Raw genomic sequence first — 20,081 nt, 5'->3', positions numbered from 1 at the left:
CCTTCACGGCCGCGACCCCCGCATCGAATCGAGAGCGCCCTTGGCACACGAGACACCCGACACCCCCGGCGACACCTACGACTTCCGCGCCATCGAGGCCGAGTGGTCGGCGGTCTGGGAGCGCGAGCAGCCGTTCCGCACGCCGGACGCGAGCGACAGCCGCCCGCGCAAGTACATCCTCGACATGTTCCCGTACCCCTCGGGCGACCTGCACATGGGCCACGCCGAGGCGTTCGCGCTCGGCGACGCGGTCGCGCGCTACTGGCGCCAGCAGGGCTTCAACGTCCTCCACCCCATCGGCTGGGACTCGTTCGGCCTGCCCGCCGAGAACGCCGCCATCAAGCGCGGGGTCGACCCGCGCGAGTGGACCTACGCCAACATCGACCAGCAGAAGCGGTCGATGAAGCGCTACGGCCTCTCCTTCGACTGGGAGCGCGAGCTCCACACGAGCGACCCCGAGTACTACCAGTGGAACCAGTGGCTGTTCCTCAAGATGCACGAGAAGGGCCTCGCCTACCGGAAGGACAGCTGGGTCAACTGGGACCCGGTGGACCAGACCGTGCTCGCCAACGAGCAGGTGCTGCCCGACGGCACGTCCGACCGCTCGGGCGCCGTCGTCGTCAAGAAGAAGCTCACGCAGTGGTACCTGCGCATCACCGACTACGCCGACCGCCTCGTCGACGACCTCAACCAGCTCGAGGGCACCTGGCCCGCCAAGGTCATCAGCATGCAGCGCAACTGGATCGGCCGCTCCATCGGCGCCGAGGTCGACTTCGTCGTCGAGGGCCGCGACGAGCCCGTCACGGTCTTCACCACGCGTCCCGACACGCTGCACGGCGCAACCTTCATGGTCGTCGCGCCCGACAGCGACCTGGCCGCGGAGCTCGTCGAGGGCGCGTCCGAGGAGATCCGCGAGGACTTCCGCGGCTACCTCGAGCGCACGCAGCGCCTCAACGAGATCGAGCGCTCCACGACCGACCGCCCCAAGACCGGCATCCCGCTCGGGCGCACGGCGATCAACCCGGTCAACGGGGAGCGGATCCCCGTCTGGGCCGCCGACTACGTGCTCGCCGACTACGGCACGGGCGCGGTCATGGCCGTGCCCGCGCACGACCAGCGCGACCTCGACTTCGCGCGCGCCTTCGACCTGCCGGTGCGCGTCGTGGTCGACACGACGCAGCCCGTCACGGGTGCGATCCGCATCATCCCCGAGGACGGCGAGCTGCCCGACCTCGAGGAGGTGCTGCCCGGGCGCACGGGCGTGGCGCTCCCCGGCGAGGGCCGCCTCATCAACTCCGGCGCGCTGAACGGCCTGAGCAAGCAGCCGGCCATCAAGCGCGTCATCGAGCAGCTGGAGGCGGAGGGCCGCGGCCGCGCCGCCAAGAGCTTCCGCCTGCGCGACTGGCTCATCTCGCGCCAGCGCTTCTGGGGCACGCCCATCCCCATCGTCTACGACGCCGAGGGCCGTGAGATCCGCGTCCCGGAGGACCAGCTGCCCGTCCGCCTGCCGGGCACCGAGGGCCTCGACCTCACGCCGAAGGGCAAGTCGCCGCTCGCCGCCGCCACGGAGTGGTCGAACGTGCCGAGCCCGGTCGACGGCAGCCCCGCCACGCGCGACCCCGACACCATGGACACGTTCATGGACAGCTCCTGGTACTGGCTGCGCTTCCTGTCGCCGAACGACGCCACGAAGGCGTTCGACCCGGCCGACGCCGACCGCTGGGCGCCCATCGACCAGTACGTGGGCGGCGTGGAGCACGCGATCCTGCACCTGCTGTACGCGCGCTTCATCACCAAGGTCCTGTTCGACCTGGGCTACGTCACCTTCACCGAGCCGTTCAGCGCGCTGCTCAACCAGGGCATGGTGCTCTCCGGCGGCAGCAAGATGTCGAAGAGCAAGGGCGGGGTCGACCTCGGGAGCGAGATGGACCGCCACGGCGTCGACGCCATCCGCCTGACCATGGCGTTCGCCGGCCCGCCGGAGGACGACATCGACTGGGAGGACGTCTCCCCGTCCGGATCCGCGAAGTTCCTGGCGCGCGCCTGGCGGCTCACGGGCGACATCACGAGCGCCCCCGAGGTGGAGTGGAAGACGGGGGACGAGGCGCTGCGCCGCGTCACCCACCGCTTCCTCGCCGAGGCGCCCGGCATGCTCGAGGCGTTCAAGTTCAACGTCGTCGTCGCGCGCACGATGGAGCTCGTCAACGCCATCCGCAAGACCATCGACCAGGGCCCGGGCGGCGGCGACGCGGCGGTGCGCGAGGCCACCGAGGTCGTCGCCATCGCCCTGAGCCTGTTCGCGCCCTACACGGCGGAGGACATGTGGAAGCGCCTCGGCCGCGAGGGCTCGGTCGCGTTCGCGGGCTGGCGCAAGGCGGAGCGCAACCTGCTCGTCGTGAACACGGTCACGGCCGTGGTGCAGGTCGACGGCAAGGTGCGCGACAAGCTCGAGGTCGACGCGAAGATCGGCGCCGACGAGCTCGAGGCGCTCGCGCGCGAGACGGCGGGCGTCAAGCGGTCCACCGCGGGACGCACGATCGACAAGGTCATCGTGCGCGCGCCGAAGATCGTGAGCATCACCACCACGCCCGCGCGCTGAGGGGCGGCCGGCGACACGACGCCGCGGTGAGACGAGGGCGGCCCGGAGACGGCCGCCCTCGCTCCATCCCAGGGCGGATCCGCGTCGGCGATCCCCAGACCGTTCCGTGCGGCCGGGCTGCCGCCGCGCACCGCCTACCGTGCCCGCATGCGCCCCCTCCGCCGTCCCGGACCCGAAGCCACCGAGCAGCCGGCATGGACGGACGACGGCTCGGTGACCGACTCCGCCTGGCCCTCGGACGCCGTGCGGCCGTGGCGTGAGCGATCCGACGTGGAGCCACGCGACGAGGAGCCGGTCGACGAGGAGCCGCTCATCGACGACGTCCCCGCGTCCCGCGCACGCGCCGACGCGCGTCCGCTGCCCGGTCAGCGGGTGCGCGTCCGGCTCCGCGTCGGCGTCGGGGCAGCGGCCGTGCTGGTCGGCGCCGCGCTCGTGGTGACGATCCTCGTGACCGCAGTCCAGTCGGCCGGCGACGCCTCCCCGACGGCGCCCGCCGCCGCGCGTCCGAGCTCGGCGGCGCACGCGAGCACGGGTTCCGACCCATCGGACGGTCCCGCGCACGCTGATGCGGCCGGCGACGCCGGGGACGCGGGCACAGCCGGCGCGGGCGACGCGGACGGCGGGGGAGGCGGATCCGCGGACGGCGCGCGGACGCCCATCTACGTGCACGTGGTCGGCGCGGTCGTCTCCCCGGGGCTGTTCCCGCTGGCTCCGGGCAGCCGCGTCGTCGACGCCCTCGCCGCCGCGCACGGCTTCGCCGACGGCGCCGACACCGCGGGCGTGAACCTGGCGCGCGTCCTCTCCGACGGCGAGCAGCTCGTCGTCCCGCGCCAGGGGGAGACGCCGACGGCGGCCCCGGCAGGAGCGGCCGGCGGCGGCGCCGGGAGCGCGAGCCCGTCCGCACCGGTCGACCTCAACACCGCCACGGCGGAGCAGCTGGAGACGCTCCCGCGCGTCGGCCCGTCCCTCGCCGCGCGCATCATCGCCTGGCGCTCCGCGCACGGTCGCTTCGCGCGCGTCGCCGACCTGGGACGGGTCCCGGGCATCGGCGACCGCACGCTCGCGTCGCTCACCCCGCTGGTGCGGGTGTGACGCGGAGGTCAGGGGCTTCCGGCGGCTCGGGCGGCCCCAGGCGATGGCGGTCGGGTGCGGTCGACCTCCGACTGGCGATCCCGGCAGCCGTCGGCTGGTCGGCCACCGCGCTCGCGATCGGCGTCCGCGGGGCGTCCGCGCCGTCGGCCGTCGTCGCCGCGTCGGTGGCGCTGGTGTCCGCCGGGATCGCCGTCCGGTCGGCGGTGCGCGCGCGGGCACGATCCACCGCGACGGGTCCCGTGCACGCCGAGCGGCGCGTCCCCCGTCGGCGGTCACCGCTTGGGGCGGAGGCGTCGGCGGCCCGGTTCCGCCGGCGTGCGGCCGTGCTGGCGGTCGCCTCCGGGTTGACGGCCATGCTCCTCGGGGCCGCCGCCGCCCGGGAGCCGTCGCGCCACCCGGAGATCCTGGACGCCGCCGCGCACGCGGACGGCACGGTGGTCGCGGACGCCGTCGTCGATGAGCCTCCCGCCCCGGTCGCCTCGCGCTCGGGGAGCGGCTCCGGCCGCGTCGACCGGGTGCGGATCGTCGCGCACCTCACCGCGGTCCACGTCGGCCGCGAGGCGGGCGGGCGGACGGTGGACGACACGCTGCTGCTGCCGGCCCCGGTGCCCGTCGTGGTCTTCGCCGCTGCCGGCGACCCCGGCGATGGTCCCGGGCGGGATCGACTGGGCGTGGGGGCCGTCGTGCGGCTGACCGCCGCCGTCCGGGCCGCGGATGCTGGTGATCGCGCGGCCTACCTCCTCCTCGCGCGCGGCGCACCCGAGCCCGTGGGCGATCCCGTCGGCCCGTTCGGGATCGCCGACGGCCTCCGCTCCGGCCTCGCCGGCGCCGCCGCCGACCTCGGCGGACCGGGGGCGCAGCTGCTGCCCGGGCTCGCGATCGGCGACGTGTCGGCGGTGACGCCCGCCCTCGCGCAGACCATGAAGGACAGCTCGCTCACGCACCTCACGGCCGTCTCCGGCGCGAACTGCGCGGTCATCGTGGGGCTCGTGCTCGCGCTGGCGGCCGCCGTCGGGCTCCGGCGACCGGCGCGAGCGGTCGCGGCGCTGGCGGCCCTTGGCGCGTTCGTGATCCTGGTGACCCCGCAGCCCAGCGTGCTGCGCGCCGCCGTCATGGCCGCCGTGCTCATCGTCTCCACCGCGTCCGGCCGGCCCTCCCGCGGCCTGCCCGCCCTCTCCGCGGCCGTGGTCGCCCTGCTCACGGGTGATCCTTGGCTGGCCCGCGACCTCGGCTTCGCCCTGAGCGTGCTGGCGACGGCCGGGCTCCTCGTGCTCGCGCCGCCGCTCGCGGACCGCCTGTCGCGCCGCATGCCGCGCCGCTTGGCCGAGGCGCTCGCGATCCCGGTCGCCGCGCAGGTGGCGTGCCAGCCGGTGCTCCTCGTGCTGCAACCCGGCCTGCCCGTGCACGGCGTGCTCGCCAACGTCCTCGCCGAGCCCGCCGCCGCCCCCGCCACCATCGGCGGGCTCGTCGCCTGCGTCGTCCTGCCCGTCTGGCCGGCGGCGGGCGGTCTCGTGCTGCGGCTGGCGTGGCTGCCCGCATCGTGGATCGCCGCGGTCGCGTCCGTCACGTCGCGTCTCCCCGCGGGCCGCGTGCCCTGGGCAGCCGGGCCCGTCGGCGTCATCGCCCTCGCGGTCGCGATCGCCCTGGTCGTCGCGGTGGTCGCGCTCGGTCGACCCGCAGCGCCGCGACGACCTCCGGACGCCGTCGCGGGGCCGGGCGACGTCGCCCCCGGCGGCTAACCTGGATCCGCCCGACCACCCGCCCACCGCCGGGCCACCCGGTGCACGTCGACGCACCCGCACCCGCACCCGCACGCTCCCGGAAGGACCCGCATGGCGACCAGGACGTCCCGCAGCACGGCCGCGAAGCCCTCCGCGGCCATCCCGCAGCTCCCGTGGGACGCGGTGCGGCCGGCGCCCATCGTCCTCGTGTCCGGCACCGAGGCCCTCCTCGCCGACCGGGCGATGCGACGCCTCCGCGACATCCTCACGGCGGAGGACCCCCGCATCGAGGTCTCGGACATCGAGGCCGACTCGTACGCGCCGGGCGAGCTCATCACGCTGGCGAGCCCGTCCCTCTTCGCCGAGCCGCGGCTCATCCGGGTCGTCAACGTGGAGAAGTGCTCGGACCAGTTCCTGCTCGACGCCGTGGCCTACCTCGACTCGCCGGCCGACGACACCTACGTGGTGCTCCGGCACGCCGGGGGAGTGCGCGGCAAGAAGCTCCTCGATGCCGTGCGCGCGGGCACCGGCGGCGGCATCGAGATCGTGTGCGCGGAGCTCAAGAAGGACAGCGAGAAGCACGACTTCGCCGTCGCCGAGTTCCGGGCAGCGAAGCGCTCCATCACGCCGGGTGCCGTGCGGCAGCTCGTCGCGGCGTTCCAGGACGACGTGAGCGAGCTCGCGTCGGCGTGCCAGCAGCTCATCTCCGACACGGCCCACGAGATCACCGAGGTCACGGTCGACCAGTACTACGGCGGCCGGGTCGAGATCAACGCCTTCGCGGTCGCGGACGCGGCGATCGCCGGCCGCAGCGGCGAGGCGCTCGTGCTGCTCCGGCATGCGCTCACCTCGGGCGCGGATCCGGTGCCCCTCATCGCGGCCTTCGCCATGAAGATCCGCACGATGGCGAAGGTGTCGGGCGTCTCCGGCGCGTCGGGCCAGCTCGCGTCGAAGCTCGGCATGGCGCCGTGGCAGGTCGACCGCGCCCGACGCGACCTGCAGCTGTGGGACGACGCGGGCCTCGGCCGGGCCATCGAGGCCCTCGCCGAAGCGGACGCGCAGGTCAAGGGCGGCGGGCGCGATCCCGTCTACTCGCTGGAGCGCATGGTGCGCACCATCGCCTCCCGCGGCCGCGACTGACGGTCGCCGACGGCGCCGACCGGCTGGCTCGCGACCCGCACCCGGATACGACGACGGGCCCCGCGCGATGCGCGGGGCCCGTCGTCCACACCAGGGGCGGTCAGCCGATCTTGGCGACCTGCTTGGCGATCGCGCCCTTGCGGTTCGCGGCCTGGTTCTTGTGGATGACGCCCTTGCTGGCGGCCTTGTCGAGCTTCTTGCCGGCGAGGCTGACGGCCTTGACGGCCGCGTCCTTGTCGCCCGCGGCGATGGCGGTCTTGACGGAGCGGATGGCCGTCTTCAGCTCGCTCTTGACGGCCTTGTTGCGCTCCTGGGCCTTCTTGTTGGTGCCGATGCGCTTGATCTGCGACTTGATGTTTGCCACGTGTTATGTCTTCCGTTCGAATTGTCGTCGTATGAGTTGCCGCTCAGCGAGAGAGGGCGCCTGCGGCGATACCGCGTGATCGGGGAGGATCACACGCAAGCCAACAGGCGACGATACCAGGTCCGGGCCGGGAAATCAGGCGGCAGGGCCCCGCGCGTCGCCGGCCGGACGCGGGACGTCGTCGCCGGGTCGCACGAAGCGGGTCCCGGGTCCGTCATCGAGCGCGTTCCGGATCCGCGCGAGGAAGTCGGCGGACATGTCCGGCAGCGCGTCCACCGGCCACCACGCGACCTCGAGCGACTCGTCGTCGTTGACGCGCGCCTCGCCCGACACGTAGCGGCAGCGGAACGTCAGGTCGAGGTAGCTGGCGCGGTCGCCGTTGGGGTAGGTGATCTCGCCGGTCGTGCCGACGGCCACCAGCCGCTCCACCTCCACGGCCACGCCGGTCTCCTCCTCGGCCTCGCGCCAGGCGGCCACGGCCGGCCCCTCGCCGGGATCGAGGATCCCCGTCACGGGCGCCCACTCGCCGGTGTCGCTGCGTCGGACGAGGAGGACGCGCGGCCCGTCGAGGATCACGGCGGTGACGCCCGAGAGCCACAGGGGAGCGGTGCCGATCCGCTCGCGGAGGGAGACGATGAAGTCGGGGATGCCCATCCCGCGAGCGTACCGACACCCGCTGCACCGCCCGCGCTCCGCGGGTGCGGCACCCGCGGAGGCCCGCGCCCGCGGAGGCCCCGCGCCGCCCGTCACGCCCCGTCTGCGTCCTAGGCTCGGAGCATGCCCCTCTCCGACAGCACGTCCCCCGTCCGCGCCTCCGCCTCCTCCGTCACCGCCATCGTCGGCGGCCACGTCGTCCCCGTCGACGGCGCGCCCATCCCCGGCGGCACCGTCCTCCTCCGCGACGGCCTCGTCGCCGCGGTCGGGCAGGGCGGAGACGTCGACGTGCCCGAGGGCGCGACCGTCATCGACGCTGCCGGCAGCTGGGTGCTCCCCGGCTTCGTCGAGGCGCACGGCCACGTCGGCATCCACGAGGAGGCCAACGGCCCGGCGGGCAACGACACCAACGAGATGACAGACCCGGACATGAGCTCGGTGCGCGCGATCGACGCCATCGACATCGACGACGAGGGCTTCCGCGACGCGCTCAAGGGCGGCGTCACGACCATCGTCGTCAAGCCCGGCTCCGGCAACCCGATCGGCGGCCAGTCCGTCGCGATCAAGTCGTGGGGCGGCCGCACGATCGACGAGCAGCTCGTCAGCGACTCCGTCAGCGTCAAGAGCGCGCTCGGCGAGAACCCCAAGCGCGTCTACGGCGCCAAGGACCGCACGCCGTCGACGCGCCTCGGCGTCGCCATGGTGATCCGCCGAGCGTTCCGCGACGCGGAGGACTACCGCGCCGCCCGCGACCACGCCGCGAAGGAGGGCAAGCCGTTCTCCCGCGACCTGGGCAAGGAGACGCTCGTCCGCGTGCTCGACGGCGAGCTCGCCTGGGACCAGCACACGCACCGCCACGACGACATCGCCACCGCGATCCGCCTCGCCGACGAGTTCGGCTACCGCCTGGTGGTCAACCACGGCACCGAGGGCGACAAGATCGCGGACGTGCTCGCCGAGCGCGGCATCCCGGTGATCTTCGGCCCGATGATCACCTCGCGCTCCAAGGTCGAGCTCCGCGACCGCGCCGTCGCCAACCTCGCGGCGCTGCACCGCGCGGGCGTCCTCGTCGCGATCACGACCGACGCGCCCGTGGTGCCGATCGACTTCCTGGTGCACCAGGCCTCCTTCGCGGTGAAGGACGGGCTGCCCGCCGACGTCGCCATCCGTGCCATCACGGCGAACCCGGCCGCGATCCTCCGCCTCGACCACCGCGTGGGCGCGCTCACGCCGGGCCTCGACGCCGACGTCGTGATCTGGTCGGGGGACCCGCTCGACGTCCAGTCCCGCGCCGAGCACGTCATCATCGGCGGCGACACGGTCTACACCTGGGCCGACGGCACGGGCACGACGGTCGAGCGCCGCACGCGCTTCGGCGCATGAGCGACGCACAGGGAACCGCCGCCCCGCGCACCGCGGTCGTCGCGGGCGCGTCGGGCTTCATCGGGCAGGTGCTCGTCCGCGAGCTGGCCGACGAGGGATATCGCGTCCTCACGATCGGCCGCTCCGGCGCGGACGCGCGCTGGGGCGACGAGGACGGGATCCGCCGCGTCGTCGACGGCGCCGACCTCCTCGTGAACCTCGCGGGCAAGAGCGTGAACTGCCGGTACGGCGTCGCGAACCGGCGGGAGATCCTCCGCTCGCGCGTCGAGACGACCGCCGAGCTCGCGCGCGCCGTCGCCGACAGCGCGCGGCCCGTGCCGCTCTGGATCAACGCCTCCACCGCCACCGTCTACCGGCACGCCACCGACCGTCCGCAGACCGAGTCGACCGGCGAGCTCGGCGAGGACTTCTCGCCGTCGGTCGGCCGCGCGTGGGAGCGGGTGTTCTTCGCGCCCGAGCTGCCGTCCACGCGCCGCGCCGCGTCGCGCTCCGCATCGCGATCGTGCTCGGCCGCGACGGCGCGCTGCAGCCCCTCCTCGGCCTCGCGCGCTTCGGCCTCGGCGGTCCGCAGCTCGACGGGCGCTTCCCCGGCCGCCCGTCGCGGATCCGCGCGGGCGCGCACCACGTCTTCCAGCCGACGAAGGGCCGCCAGGTCTTCAGCTGGCTGCACATCGACGACCTCGTCGGCATCATCCGCTTCGTGCGCGACACCCCGTCGCTCGAGGGCCCGGTCAACGCGTCGAGCCCTTCGCCCGTCACGAACCGGCGGCTGATGAAGGTCCTCCGCGGCACGGTCGGCATGCCCATCGGGCTCGCCGCGAACCGGTGGATGCTCGAGGTCGGCATGTGGCTGTTCCGCACCGAGCCCGAGCTCGTGCTCAAGAGCCGCTGGGTCGTCCCGGAGACGCTCGAGGCCGCTGGGTACCGGTTCCGGTGGCCGGAGCTGGATGCGGCCGTCGCCGACATCGTGCGCCGCTGACCGTCCCGCGGCGCGGTCGGGCCGGTCGGCCGCGCGCCGCGGGGACGGCCCCCGGGCCTCCCGTGGGATGATCGGGGTTCCGCTCCACCGACGAGACCCGTAAGGAACGCGTGAGCCCCCTAGCAACGAAGGCCCTCCGGCCCGCCGCGACCGACCCCGCGTCCATCCGCAACTTCTGCATCATCGCCCACATCGACCACGGCAAGTCCACGCTGGCCGACCGCATGCTGCAGCTGACGGGCGTCGTCGAGTCGCGCGCCATGCGCGCCCAGTACCTCGACCGCATGGACATCGAGCGCGAGCGCGGCATCACGATCAAGAGCCAGGCGGTCCGCATGCCGTGGGAGCTCGACGGGCAGACGTACGCGCTGAACATGATCGACACCCCGGGCCACGTCGACTTCTCCTACGAGGTCTCCCGCTCGCTCGCCGCGTGCGAGGGCGCGATCCTCCTCGTGGACGCCGCGCAGGGCATCGAGGCGCAGACGCTCGCGAACCTCTACCTGGCGCTCGAGAACGACCTGACGATCATCCCGGTCCTCAACAAGATCGACCTCCCGGCGGCCGACCCCGACAAGTACGCGGCCGAGCTCGCGTCCCTCATCGGCGGCGACCCGGACGACGTCCTGCGCGTCTCGGGCAAGACGGGCGCCGGCGTCGAGGAGCTGCTCGACCGCGTCTCCCGCACCATCCCCGCGCCCGTCGGCGACCCGAACGGCGCCGCGCGCGCCATGATCTTCGACTCGGTCTACGACGCCTACCGCGGCGTGGTCACCTACGTCCGCATGATCGACGGTAAGCTCAGCCCGCGCGAGAAGATCGCGATGATGTCGACGCGCGCCACGCACGAGATCCTCGAGATCGGTGTCAGCTCGCCCGAGCCCACGCCGTCCGACGGCCTAGGCGTCGGCGAGGTCGGCTACCTCATCACGGGCGTGAAGGACGTGCGCCAGTCGAAGGTCGGCGACACCGTCACGACGGCCGCGCGCCCCGCGACCGAGGCGCTGCCCGGCTACACCGAGCCGCTGCCCATGGTCTTCTCCGGCCTCTACCCGATCGACGGATCCGACTACCCCGACCTCCGCGACGCCCTCGACAAGCTCAAGCTCTCCGACGCCGCGCTCGTCTACGAGCCCGAGACCTCGGTCGCGCTCGGCTTCGGCTTCCGCTGCGGCTTCCTCGGCCTCCTGCACCTCGAGATCATCACGGAGCGCCTCTCGCGCGAGTTCGGACTCGACCTCATCACGACCGCGCCCAGCGTCATCTACGAGGTCACGAGCGAGGACAAGAAGACGGTCACGGTCACCAACCCGAGCGAGTTCCCGGGCGGCAAGATCGTCAGCGTCTCCGAGCCCGTGGTGAAGGCCGCGATCCTCGCGCCCAAGGACTACGTCGGCACGATCATGGAGCTGTGCCAGTCGCGGCGCGGGATCCTGCTCGGCATGGAGTACCTCGGCGAGGACCGGGTGGAGATCCGCTACACGATGCCGCTCGGCGAGATCGTGTTCGACTTCTTCGACAACCTCAAGAGCAAGACGGCCGGCTACGCGTCGCTCGACTACGAGCCCGCGGGCCAGCAGGACTCGGACCTCGTGAAGGTCGACATCTTGTTGCAGGGCGAGCAGGTCGACGCGTTCAGCGCCATCGTCCACCGCGACAAGGCCTACGCGTACGGCGTGCTCATGACGGGCCGCCTGCGCGAGCTCATCCCGCGCCAGCAGTTCGAGGTGCCGATCCAGGCGGCCATCGGCGCGCGGATCATCGCCCGCGAGTCCATCCGCGCCATGCGGAAGGACGTGCTCGCCAAGTGCTACGGCGGCGACATCACCCGCAAGCGCAAGCTGCTCGAGAAGCAGAAGGAGGGCAAGAAGCGCATGAAGATGGTCGGACGCGTCGAGGTCCCTCAGGAGGCGTTCATCGCCGCGCTCTCGGGCGACACGGAGAAGAAGGCCAAGTAGCCGGCTCCCGCACGCACGACGCGCCCCCTGCCTCGAGAGGCAGGGGGCGCGTCGTGTGCAGGGAGGGAGCGTCAGCAGGCGGTCGGCGTCCGCGAGCCGGCGGCGACCCACTGGCGGAACGTCAACGCGAGCCCCTCGGGAGCGGCCATGCCGACGTAGCGGATCTCGGCGCTGCCCGGGGTGGAGCAGTACTTGTCGAACGGGAACGCCTGCAGGACCTTCGGCGTCGGGCGACCGGCGTCGAGCCACGTGTCGTAGCCGATCGGGCCGTCCCCGGCCTTGACGGGGTCCGGGCCGACGATCGTGTCGAGCCAGGCCAGCCGTGAGAAGCCGGTCCCGGGGCGGTAGTCGACGGCCGGGTAGCCGAGGGTCCGCCACTCGGAGAAGGTCATCGTGTGCCACTCGGCGGCGTCCGACCCCAGAGCGTGCCGGTGCGGACGAGCAGCTCGTCGGACGTGTCGTACTGGACGACGAGGGAGGAGATCGGGAGCACGTTGCGCGTGGGGGTCGGCGATCCCGCGCGGCGCCACTCGGCGCCGGACAGCGTCGCGGTGAGGCCGGAGTGCGTGCCGATCACGTCGGCGAAGACGGTGCTGTCCCAGGGGAGGACGCGGTACTCCGCGTCGGCGGGCACGGGGCGCGGGAAGCCGTCGGCCTTCCACTCCGCGTAGGACGCGTACCCGACGCCGGGCTCGTCGGCGGAGATGGAGGACTCCAGGATGAGGGAGTCGCTGAAGGGGACCGAGTAGTAGGTCCCCCCGGCGGCGGCCTGGGCGGGCGCCGCGGCGAGCAGCGAGCCGCCGAGGGCGAGCGCCCCGACGAGGGCGAGGGCGGGCAGTGAGCGGTTCATGGTGGCCTTCCGGTGGTCGACGACGAGCGTCGGAGAGGGTGGATGGGGTGGAGGGGAACAGGAGCTGCGGCGCCCATGTGGCACGTGCGCATCGGGTGACCCGATCCGCTCCGACCCGTTCCGGCTTGCCGTCGCACGCTCAAGCTAGCGGTTCCCCGCGTCACCGGAATCCCTTTCTGATCACGGTTTCATCACTTAGGAAATGACCCCCGGACGGGGTGGCGCGCGGGGAGGAGGGGCCGTCACCACACGGGGTGATGACAGGGGATCCGACCCGTGCTACGTCCCGATCGGCTGCCGGAGCCCAGACGCACGACGCGCCCCCCGCCGAGGAGGCGGGGGGCGCGTCGTGCCGTGCGGACAGGCTCAGCAGGTGGCGGGCTTCGGCGATCCAGCCGCGACCCACTCGCCGAACGTCAGCGCCATGCCATCCGGAGCGGCCTGGCCGATGTAGCGGATCTCGTCCGCTCCGGCAGCCTGGCAGAACTTGTCACCGTCGTAGGAGGCGACCACGGCGGGCGTGGGGCGGGCGAAGTAGTCCCACACGTCGAACGGCACCGGGCCGGTCTCGCCCGTGCTCGAGATGGGCCCGACGAGCGTCGGGTTCCACGAGAGCTTCGTGAAGATGCGCGGCGAGGTCTGGTCCACCGCCGGGTAGCCGAGGTGCGCGTACTCGGCGAAGGTCAGCTGGTGGTAGCCCGGGTTGTCATCTGCCCAGGAGGGTCCGCCGTCGACGACGAAGAGCTCGTCCGAGCCCTGGTACTGGAGGATCGTGGCCGAGGGGGTGAGTCGGTCGGTGCGGGGTGCGGGGGATCCCACGCGCCGCCACTGGGCGCCGTCGATGTAGGTGGAGAAGGAGGCGGAGCCCGCCGCTGAGACGGCGTAGATCGTCGCGTCCCAGGTGAATCGTCGATAGTCCGTCGGGGCGGCGACCGGCTTGGGGAAGCCGGCGGAGCGCCACGACTCGAAGGACGCGGGCTCGACGTACGGGCGACCGTCGACCGTAGAGACCTCGAAGAGCGTCGAGTCGTAGGGCACCGAGTAGAACGTGCCGCTCGCCGATGCGGCGGATGCGGGGGTCGCGACCACGAGACCGCCGACGGCGAGGGTGCCGACGACGGCGAGGGCGGTGAGGGAGCGGAGCATGCGGGAGAGCCTTCCGATGATCGACGGGGAGCGTCGGGATGGGGTGGGGGCGGCGCCGGGAGGCCCGTCGTCGTGTGAAGGCTAGGGGGCGCGGAGGTCGCCCCGCGCTCGTCCAGGTCACGATCCGGTGACGCTCCGGTGGGCGCTACGGCGCCGGGATGACGGGCGGGGCCCGCACGTCCTCCGCAGGGATGACGGATGATGTCCACCCCCGATCCGGCGGCGCGACGGATGGCAGAGGCCGCGTCGTCGGCACGCGCGGGACGCCCAGCGACACGCCGTAGTCTTGACGGCATGCGCCGTAGCACCTACACCGCGACCGCCGTCACGTACGGCTCCGTCGGCGGCACCCAGGCCGTCGACATCATGACCTACCCGCCCGAGGGCTACCGTCCCGCCGAGGCGAGCGCCCGGCTCGGCAGCGGCGACGAGCGCTTCGAGCAGGCCGTCGCCCTCCTCATGACGTGGGGCGTGCAGCGCGGCAGCGGGATCAAGGTCACGCGCATCGAGCAGGAGGTGCCGGACGACCCCGGCTACACCGGCCTCGAGTTCGACGAGGACGGGGTGCCCCAGGTGCCCGTCGACCGGCCGCGCGAGACGCTGTACGGCGACGACGGCACTGCGTGGATCACGTCGGGCACGTCAGCCGTGCTGCGCATGCCGTTCGGTCCGTTCCACCCCGAGGCACCCGTCCGCGTCGTGTACACCGTGCAGGAGACCGACCGGGTCGGCTTCGCGTACGGCACCGTGCACGGGCACCCGCTGAGCGGCGAGGAGGCGTTCCTCGTCTCCCGGGAGCCCGACGGCAGCGTGTGGCTCACCCTGCGCGTCTTCTCGCGACCGGCGTCGTGGCCGATGCGGCTGGCCAGCCCGGTGCTCCGGATCGTGCAGGGCGTCTTCATGCGCCGGTACCTGCGGTCGCTGCACCCGGCGGTCGCGTCCGCCTGATCCGCCGCCCGCCGCACGGGATCAGCCCGCGGCGAGCCCGTCCAGGTACGCCATGACCTCGTCGTGGCCGGCCTGGAGATCGGGGACCACGACGGCCGCGTGCGCGTCCGGCGACCGGAGCTGCGCGACGTCGTAGGCGCCCGTGGCGACGGCCACGAACGGGAAGCCGGCCGCCTCGGCCGCGACGCCGTCGGCGGGGGTGTCGCCGATGATCACGACCGCGGCCCCGGCCAGCGCCTCCGCGGCGCGGAGCGTGAGGTCGCTGCGGATCCGCGCCTCATGCCCGAAGAACGACGCGTCCCAGTCGAACAGGCCGACGTCGAGCCCCGCCCCGTCCAGCTTGTAGCGCGCGCGGAGCGGCGAGTTGCCGGTGAGCAGCGCGTTCACCCAGCCGCGCGCGGCGACGTCGGCGACGAGCCGCGGCACGCCGACCGGCACCTCGCGGCGTCCGGCACCGTAGTGCTCGACGCGCGACATCCCCTCGAGCTGCTCGCGGACCGCGGCGTGCAGCGAGGCGGGCAGGCCGTAGAGGTCGAGCGTCTCCCAGATGATCTGGCCGTCCGTCTTCCCGTGCGCGTGGACCGTGCGGTCCTCGAGCTCCTCGCCCGCGGCGAGCTCGATCGCGCGGTGGTACATGCCCCCGGCGCGCGGGCCGTTGAGCAGGAGCGTGCCGTCGACGTCCCACAGGACGTGCAGGGGCCGGGGCGAGGAGGCGTCGGTCATGCGCCCATCCTGCCGGAGGGCGGGGTCGGGCACGGACCGCACCGAGGTGCTCCCCGCGCGGGGGATGATGGACGGATGCCGTCCGCCCTGCCCCTCGCCGATCCCGCCCCCGCCGACGGGCTGCTGCCGGCCTCCGCCGCGGTCGACGCCGAGACCCGCGCGTTCGGCGTCTACCTGCACGTCCCGTTCTGCCGCGTCCGCTGCGGCTACTGCGACTTCAACACCTACACGGCACCGGAGCTGCGCGGCGTGAAGCAGTCCGACTACGCATCGCAGGCCGTGCAGGAGGTGGGCTTCGCCGCATCCGCGCTGCACGAGTCGGGCGTCCCCCCGCGTCCCGCCTCCACCGTCTTCCTCGGCGGCGGCACGCCGACGCTCCTCCCGGTGAAGGACCTCGTCCGCATGCTCGACGCCGTGCGCGACACGTGGGGCATCGCCGAGGGCGCCGAGGTCACCACGGAGGCGAACCCCGACAGCGTCGACGACGCGTACCTCGCGGCCCTCGCGACGGGCGGCTTCACGCGCGTCTCCTTTGGCATGCAGTCCGCCGTGCCGCGCGTGCTCGCGACGCTGGAGCGTACGCACGATCCCGCGCGCATCGCGCCCGTCGTCCGCGGCGCCCGGGCGGCCGGCCTCGAGGTGAGCCTCGACCTCATCTACGGGACGCCGGGGGAGACCATCGACGACTGGCGCGCCTCGCTCGAGCAGGCGATCGCGCAGGAGCCCGACCACCTGTCCGCGTACGCGCTCATCGTCGAGCCGGGGACGAAGCTCGCGCGGCAGATCCGCCGCGGCGAGGTGCCCGAGCCCGACGAGGACCTCCAGGCCGACATGTACGAGCTCGCCGACCGCCTGCTGGGCGAGGCCGGCTACGAGTGGTACGAGGTGAGCAACTGGGCGCGCGACGGCCGTCGCAGCCGCCACAACCTCGCCTACTGGCAGGGCCACGACTGGTGGGGCGTGGGACCGGGCGCGCACAGCCACGTGGGCGGCGTCCGCTGGTGGAACGTCAAGCACCCCGCCGCGTACGCCGACCGCGTGCTAGCAGGCGCCTCACCCGGCGCGGGACGCGAATCGCTCGACGACGCGACGCGCGAGGTGGAGCGCGTGCTCCTCGGCGCCCGCATCCGCGACGGGCTGGCGATCCCGACGCTCACCGCGGAGGGCCGCCGCCAGGTCGCGGGCCTGATCGCGGACGGCCTGGTGGATCCGCGTGCCGCGCTCTCCGGCACCCTCGTGCTCACGCTGCAGGGGCGCCTTCTGGCCGACGCCGTCGTGCGCCGGCTGCTCGAGGACTAGCCGCGGCCCGGCCGGGCGTCAGAGGACGACCGCGCCCACCTCGTCGCCGGCCTCGCGCTCGGCGTCGCTGCGCTCCACGCAGAACTCGTTGCCCTCGGGATCCGCGAGCACGACCCAGCCGCTGCCGTCCGCGTTGCGCCGGTCGGCGACGAGCGACGCTCCGAGCTCGAGCACGCGGTCGACCTCCTCGTCGCGCGTGCGGTCGTCGGGCGCCAGGTCGAGGTGGAGCCGGTTCTTCGTCGTCTTGGGGCTGTCCGCCCGCTGCAGGATGATCCCGAGTCCCGAGACGGGGTCGCCGAGCCATGCCACGTCCTCGCCGGGGAGGTTCGGCTCGTCCGGGTCCTCCGCGAAGCCCGTCACGCCGGCCCAGAAGAGGGAGAGCGCGTGCGGGTCCCCGCAGTCGATGGCGACGTGCCGGATCCGGGCGCTCACGGGCGACCGCCTACTTGATCCAACGGATGTTGAGCGGGTAGCGGTAGGGCCGGCCGGCCTGGACGCGCGTGCCGCCGATGATCGCGAACACGATGTTGACCACGACCACCGCGAAGATCACGAGGCCGAGGAGGAGGTTGAGGATGATCCCGAGGAAGGGGATCACGAGGAACACCGCCTGCAGCACGTTGAGGACGACGAGGGCGCCCGCGACGTTGATGGTCCAGTTGGTCGCCTCCTTGCCCTCCTGGTCGGTGAACCGGCCGCGCTCGCGGAACACGAGCCAGACGATGAACGACGGCACGATGAGGATCGCGAGGAAGTGCGTGAGCGACGCCCAGAGGCGGTCCTCGCTCGGCGTGAGCGGAGCGGGCGCGCCGTACGGGTGGGGATCGGGTGCGGACATCGCGGAGAGCCTCTCGGTGCCGGGCGACGACCGGGGATCGGCGGACGCGGACGGATCGTGCGTGGAGCCAGGCAGCACCGGGCTCATCCACGGTACCGCCGACGGCGCGCGCCCGGCAACGCCGAGCACCCGCGGACCCGCGGTACGATTGGCAGTCAGAACCGACGAGTGCCAGGAGGGAGCCGCCATGGTCTCGGAACGCGGACTCGACGTCCTCCGGGTGATCGTGAAGGACTACGTGTCCTCGCGGGAGCCCGTGGGCTCCAAGTCCATCGTCGAGCGCCACGCCTTCGGCGTCTCGGCCGCCACCATCCGCAACGACATGGCCCTCCTCGAGGAGGAGGAGCTGATCGCCGCGCCGCACACCTCGTCCGGGCGCGTGCCGACGGGCAAGGGGTACCGCTTCTTCGTTGACCAGCTCGCCGACGTGCGTCCGCTGACGCCCGCGCAGCGCCAGGCGATCCACGTGTTCCTCGGCGAGTCCGTCGACCTCGACGACGTGCTCGCGCGCACCGTGCGCCTCCTCGCGCAGCTCACCAACCAGGTCGCGCTCGTGCAGTACCCGTCGCTCGCCACGAGCCACGTGAAGCACGTCGAGCTCGTGGCGCTGTCGACCACGCGCGTGCTCACGGTGCTCATCACCGACACGGGCCGCGTCGAGCAGCGCGTCGTGGAGCTCGCGGGCGATCCGGACGACGCGTTCCTCGCGGTCATGCGCACGCGGATCAACCAGGCCGTCGGCGGGCTCGGCCTCGCCGAGGCGGCCGCCCGGCTCGAGACCCTCTCCGACGAGGTCGAGCCCGGCCAGCGCGCCGCGGCGTCGGTGCTCGCGGGCACGCTCGTGGAGCAGGTGCTCGCCAACCGGCAGGAGCGGCTGCTGCTGGCGGGATCCGCGAACCTCGCCCGCACCGAGCGCGACTTCCCCGGCAGCATCTCGCCCGTCCTCGAGGCCATCGAGGAGCAGGTGGTGCTCCTCCGCCTGCTCGGCGAGATGGAGGCCGACCAGCACGGCGTCTCGGTGAGCATCGGCCGGGAGAACGCCCCGTTCGGCCTCGGCGAGACCAGCGTGCTCACCAGCGGCTACAGCTCGTCCGGCGGGGTGCTCGCGCGCCTCGGCGTGCTGGGCCCGACCCGGATGGACTACTCCACCAACATGGCGTCGGTGCGCGCGGTCGCGCGCTACCTCTCGCGCCTGCTCGAGGAGCGGTGACGGCCCCGCGCCGGCGCACCGCCCCTGTTCCCCACGACCATCACCACCGAAGGGCCCGACGTGGCTGACCACTACGAAGTACTCGGCGTGAGCCGCGAGGCGACGCCAGAGGAGATCAAGAAGGCGTACCGCAAGCAGGCGCGCCAGCTCCACCCGGACGTCAACGACGCCCCCGACGCCGCTGAGCGGTTCAAGCTCGTCACGCACGCGTACGACGTGCTGTCGGATCCCCAGCAGCGCCAGCAGTACGACCTCGGCCCGCAGGCCGGGTTCGGCGGCCAGGGCGGCCAGGGCTTCGGCGGGTTCGGCGACATCTTCGAGACGTTCTTCGGCGGCCAGCAGGGCGGGGGCGGACGCGGCCCGCGCTCGCGGCAGGAGCGCGGCCAGGACGCGCTGCTGCGCGTGGAGGTCGAGCTCGAGGAGGTCATCTTCGGCGTGCACCGCGACCTGGAGGTCGACACGGCGGTCGTATGCGACACGTGCCACGGCTCCTGCGCCCAGCCCGGCACGAGCGCCGTCACGTGCGACATCTGCCGCGGCTCCGGCAGCATCCAGCGCCAGGTGCGCTCGCTGCTCGGCAACGTCATGACGTCGAGCCCGTGCGGCACCTGCCGCGGCTACGGCACCGTCATCCCGCACCCGTGCCCCACCTGCCAGGGCCAGGGCCGCGTCCGCGCGCGCCGCACCGTGCCGGTCGACATCCCGGCCGGCGTCGACACGGGCCTCCGCCTGCAGATGCCCGGCTCCGGCGAGGTCGGCCCGGCGGGCGGCCCGAACGGCGACCTCTACCTCGAGATCAAGGTCACGCACCACGAGGTGTTCAGCCGCAACGGCGACGACCTCCTCGCGACCGTCGAGGTGAGCATGGTCGACGCCATCCTCGGCAGCGACGCGCACATCGAGGCGCTCGACGGCGACGTCGACCTGGAGCTGCGCCCCGGGATCCAGAGCGCCGAGATCATCACGGTGCGCGGCCGCGGCGTGACGAAGCTCCGCGGTTCGGGGCGCGGCGACCTCAAGATCGGCATCCAGGTGGTCACGCCGCAGAAGCTCGACCACAGGGAGCGCGACCTCATCCAGCAGTTCGCGCGCCGCAACAAGGCCCCCGCGCCGCACCTCGCGCACTTCCAGCAGGGCCTGTTCCAGAAGCTCCGCGACCGCTTCCTCAACGTCTGAC

18 protein-coding genes and 1 pseudogene are annotated in these 20,081 nt (G+C 73.3%); 11 read left to right on the top strand and 8 right to left on the bottom strand.

Translation table 11 applies throughout. The features are described 5' to 3' along the window. The first annotated feature begins 40 nt into the window (after positions 1-40). From leuS to holA, 4 genes are all read left to right on the top strand, one after another. Positions 41-2,599 carry a leucine--tRNA ligase gene (leuS, locus tag B5P21_RS09370; RefSeq protein WP_094171060.1) on the top strand — a complete coding sequence of 853 codons (2,559 nt, stop codon included), beginning with the start codon at positions 41-43 and terminating at the stop codon, positions 2,597-2,599. Between the two features lie 147 nt (positions 2,600-2,746). Next, complete coding sequence (locus B5P21_RS09365) at positions 2,747-3,691, top strand: ComEA family DNA-binding protein (RefSeq protein WP_308810557.1); 945 nt, start codon at positions 2,747-2,749, stop codon at positions 3,689-3,691. Next, positions 3,688-5,430 carry a ComEC/Rec2 family competence protein gene (locus tag B5P21_RS09360; protein ID WP_045527832.1) on the top strand — a complete coding sequence of 581 codons (1,743 nt, stop codon included), beginning with the start codon at positions 3,688-3,690 and terminating at the stop codon, positions 5,428-5,430. Before B5P21_RS09365 ends, B5P21_RS09360 begins: the two co-directional genes overlap by 4 nt. A 93-nt stretch (positions 5,431-5,523) precedes the next feature. Continuing rightward, positions 5,524-6,552 (top strand): DNA polymerase III subunit delta, encoded by a 1,029-nt coding sequence (holA, locus tag B5P21_RS09355; protein ID WP_045527834.1) that lies wholly within the window; start codon positions 5,524-5,526, stop codon positions 6,550-6,552. Between the two features lie 100 nt (positions 6,553-6,652). Here holA and rpsT read toward each other — a convergent pair whose 3' ends face one another. Then, positions 6,653-6,916 (bottom strand): 30S ribosomal protein S20, encoded by a 264-nt coding sequence (gene rpsT / locus B5P21_RS09350; protein ID WP_045527836.1) that lies wholly within the window; start codon positions 6,914-6,916, stop codon positions 6,653-6,655. Positions 6,917-7,051: 135 nt separating this feature from the next. Then, positions 7,052-7,570, bottom strand: coding sequence for an NUDIX hydrolase (locus B5P21_RS09345; protein ID WP_094171059.1), 519 nt, complete (start codon positions 7,568-7,570; stop codon positions 7,052-7,054). A gap of 123 nt (positions 7,571-7,693) precedes the next feature. Here B5P21_RS09345 and B5P21_RS09340 point away from each other — a divergent pair, with 123 nt between their 5' ends. The 3 genes and pseudogenes from B5P21_RS09340 to lepA all read left to right on the top strand — a co-directional run bounded on the left by B5P21_RS09340 (position 7,694) and on the right by lepA (position 11,890). Further along, entirely contained in the window at positions 7,694-8,953 is a 1,260-nt protein-coding gene (locus B5P21_RS09340; protein ID WP_045527840.1) for an amidohydrolase, read from the top strand. Beyond that, positions 8,950-9,932, top strand: a pseudogene (locus B5P21_RS09335) (epimerase). Before B5P21_RS09340 ends, B5P21_RS09335 begins: the two are co-directional and overlap by 4 nt. A 110-nt stretch (positions 9,933-10,042) precedes the next feature. After that, positions 10,043-11,890 carry a translation elongation factor 4 gene (lepA, locus tag B5P21_RS09330; RefSeq protein ID WP_045527841.1) on the top strand — a complete coding sequence of 616 codons (1,848 nt, stop codon included), beginning with the start codon at positions 10,043-10,045 and terminating at the stop codon, positions 11,888-11,890. 71 nt (positions 11,891-11,961) lie between these two features. Here the strand turns inward: lepA and B5P21_RS17315 are convergent, their stop codons facing one another. The 3 genes from B5P21_RS17315 to B5P21_RS09320 all read right to left on the bottom strand — a co-directional run bounded on the left by B5P21_RS17315 (position 11,962) and on the right by B5P21_RS09320 (position 13,886). Next, complete coding sequence (locus B5P21_RS17315) at positions 11,962-12,282, bottom strand: hypothetical protein (protein WP_052663193.1); 321 nt, start codon at positions 12,280-12,282, stop codon at positions 11,962-11,964. Beyond that, positions 12,279-12,740 carry a hypothetical protein gene (locus B5P21_RS17310; RefSeq protein ID WP_246865268.1) on the bottom strand — a complete coding sequence of 154 codons (462 nt, stop codon included), beginning with the start codon at positions 12,738-12,740 and terminating at the stop codon, positions 12,279-12,281. The genes B5P21_RS17315 and B5P21_RS17310 overlap by 4 nt, the downstream gene beginning before the upstream one ends. A 366-nt stretch (positions 12,741-13,106) precedes the next feature. Continuing rightward, positions 13,107-13,886, bottom strand: a complete 780-nt coding sequence (locus tag B5P21_RS09320; RefSeq protein ID WP_094171058.1) for a hypothetical protein — start codon at positions 13,884-13,886, stop codon at positions 13,107-13,109. A gap of 294 nt (positions 13,887-14,180) precedes the next feature. Here B5P21_RS09320 and B5P21_RS09315 point away from each other — a divergent pair, with 294 nt between their 5' ends. Further along, positions 14,181-14,834 (top strand): DUF1990 domain-containing protein, encoded by a 654-nt coding sequence (locus tag B5P21_RS09315; protein WP_045527844.1) that lies wholly within the window; start codon positions 14,181-14,183, stop codon positions 14,832-14,834. Between the two features lie 21 nt (positions 14,835-14,855). Here the strand turns inward: B5P21_RS09315 and B5P21_RS09310 are convergent, their stop codons facing one another. Next, positions 14,856-15,557 carry an HAD family hydrolase gene (locus B5P21_RS09310; protein WP_045527845.1) on the bottom strand — a complete coding sequence of 234 codons (702 nt, stop codon included), beginning with the start codon at positions 15,555-15,557 and terminating at the stop codon, positions 14,856-14,858. A gap of 75 nt (positions 15,558-15,632) precedes the next feature. Here B5P21_RS09310 and hemW point away from each other — a divergent pair, with 75 nt between their 5' ends. Next, positions 15,633-16,856 (top strand): radical SAM family heme chaperone HemW, encoded by a 1,224-nt coding sequence (gene hemW, locus B5P21_RS09305; RefSeq protein WP_045527846.1) that lies wholly within the window; start codon positions 15,633-15,635, stop codon positions 16,854-16,856. An 18-nt stretch (positions 16,857-16,874) separates the two neighbouring features. Here hemW and B5P21_RS09300 read toward each other — a convergent pair whose 3' ends face one another. Together B5P21_RS09300 and B5P21_RS09295 are read right to left on the bottom strand one after the other, a co-directional pair. Then, the gene (locus B5P21_RS09300; RefSeq protein ID WP_045527847.1) at positions 16,875-17,288 is read right to left on the bottom strand and encodes a VOC family protein; all 414 of its coding nucleotides are present in this window, start codon (positions 17,286-17,288) and stop codon (positions 16,875-16,877) included. A gap of 10 nt (positions 17,289-17,298) precedes the next feature. Next, on the bottom strand, positions 17,299-17,694 hold the full coding sequence (locus B5P21_RS09295; protein WP_045530298.1) for a DUF4870 domain-containing protein: 396 nt from the start codon (positions 17,692-17,694) through the stop codon (positions 17,299-17,301). Between the two features lie 187 nt (positions 17,695-17,881). Between B5P21_RS09295 and hrcA the strand changes: the two genes are divergently transcribed. Both hrcA and dnaJ read left to right on the top strand, forming a co-directional pair. Beyond that, entirely contained in the window at positions 17,882-18,904 is a 1,023-nt protein-coding gene (gene hrcA / locus B5P21_RS09290) for a heat-inducible transcriptional repressor HrcA (RefSeq protein ID WP_094171057.1), read from the top strand. A 60-nt stretch (positions 18,905-18,964) separates the two neighbouring features. Next, entirely contained in the window at positions 18,965-20,080 is a 1,116-nt protein-coding gene (gene dnaJ / locus B5P21_RS09285; protein WP_045527850.1) for a molecular chaperone DnaJ, read from the top strand. The last annotated feature ends 1 nt before the right edge of the window (position 20,081 follow it).

Source organism: Clavibacter michiganensis subsp. insidiosus (assembly GCF_002240565.1).
GTDB classification, from domain to species: Bacteria; Actinomycetota; Actinomycetes; order Actinomycetales; family Microbacteriaceae; genus Clavibacter; species Clavibacter insidiosus.
Note: the sequence above shows the minus strand (reverse complement) of the source record. Positions and strands in the feature narration are given on the sequence as shown.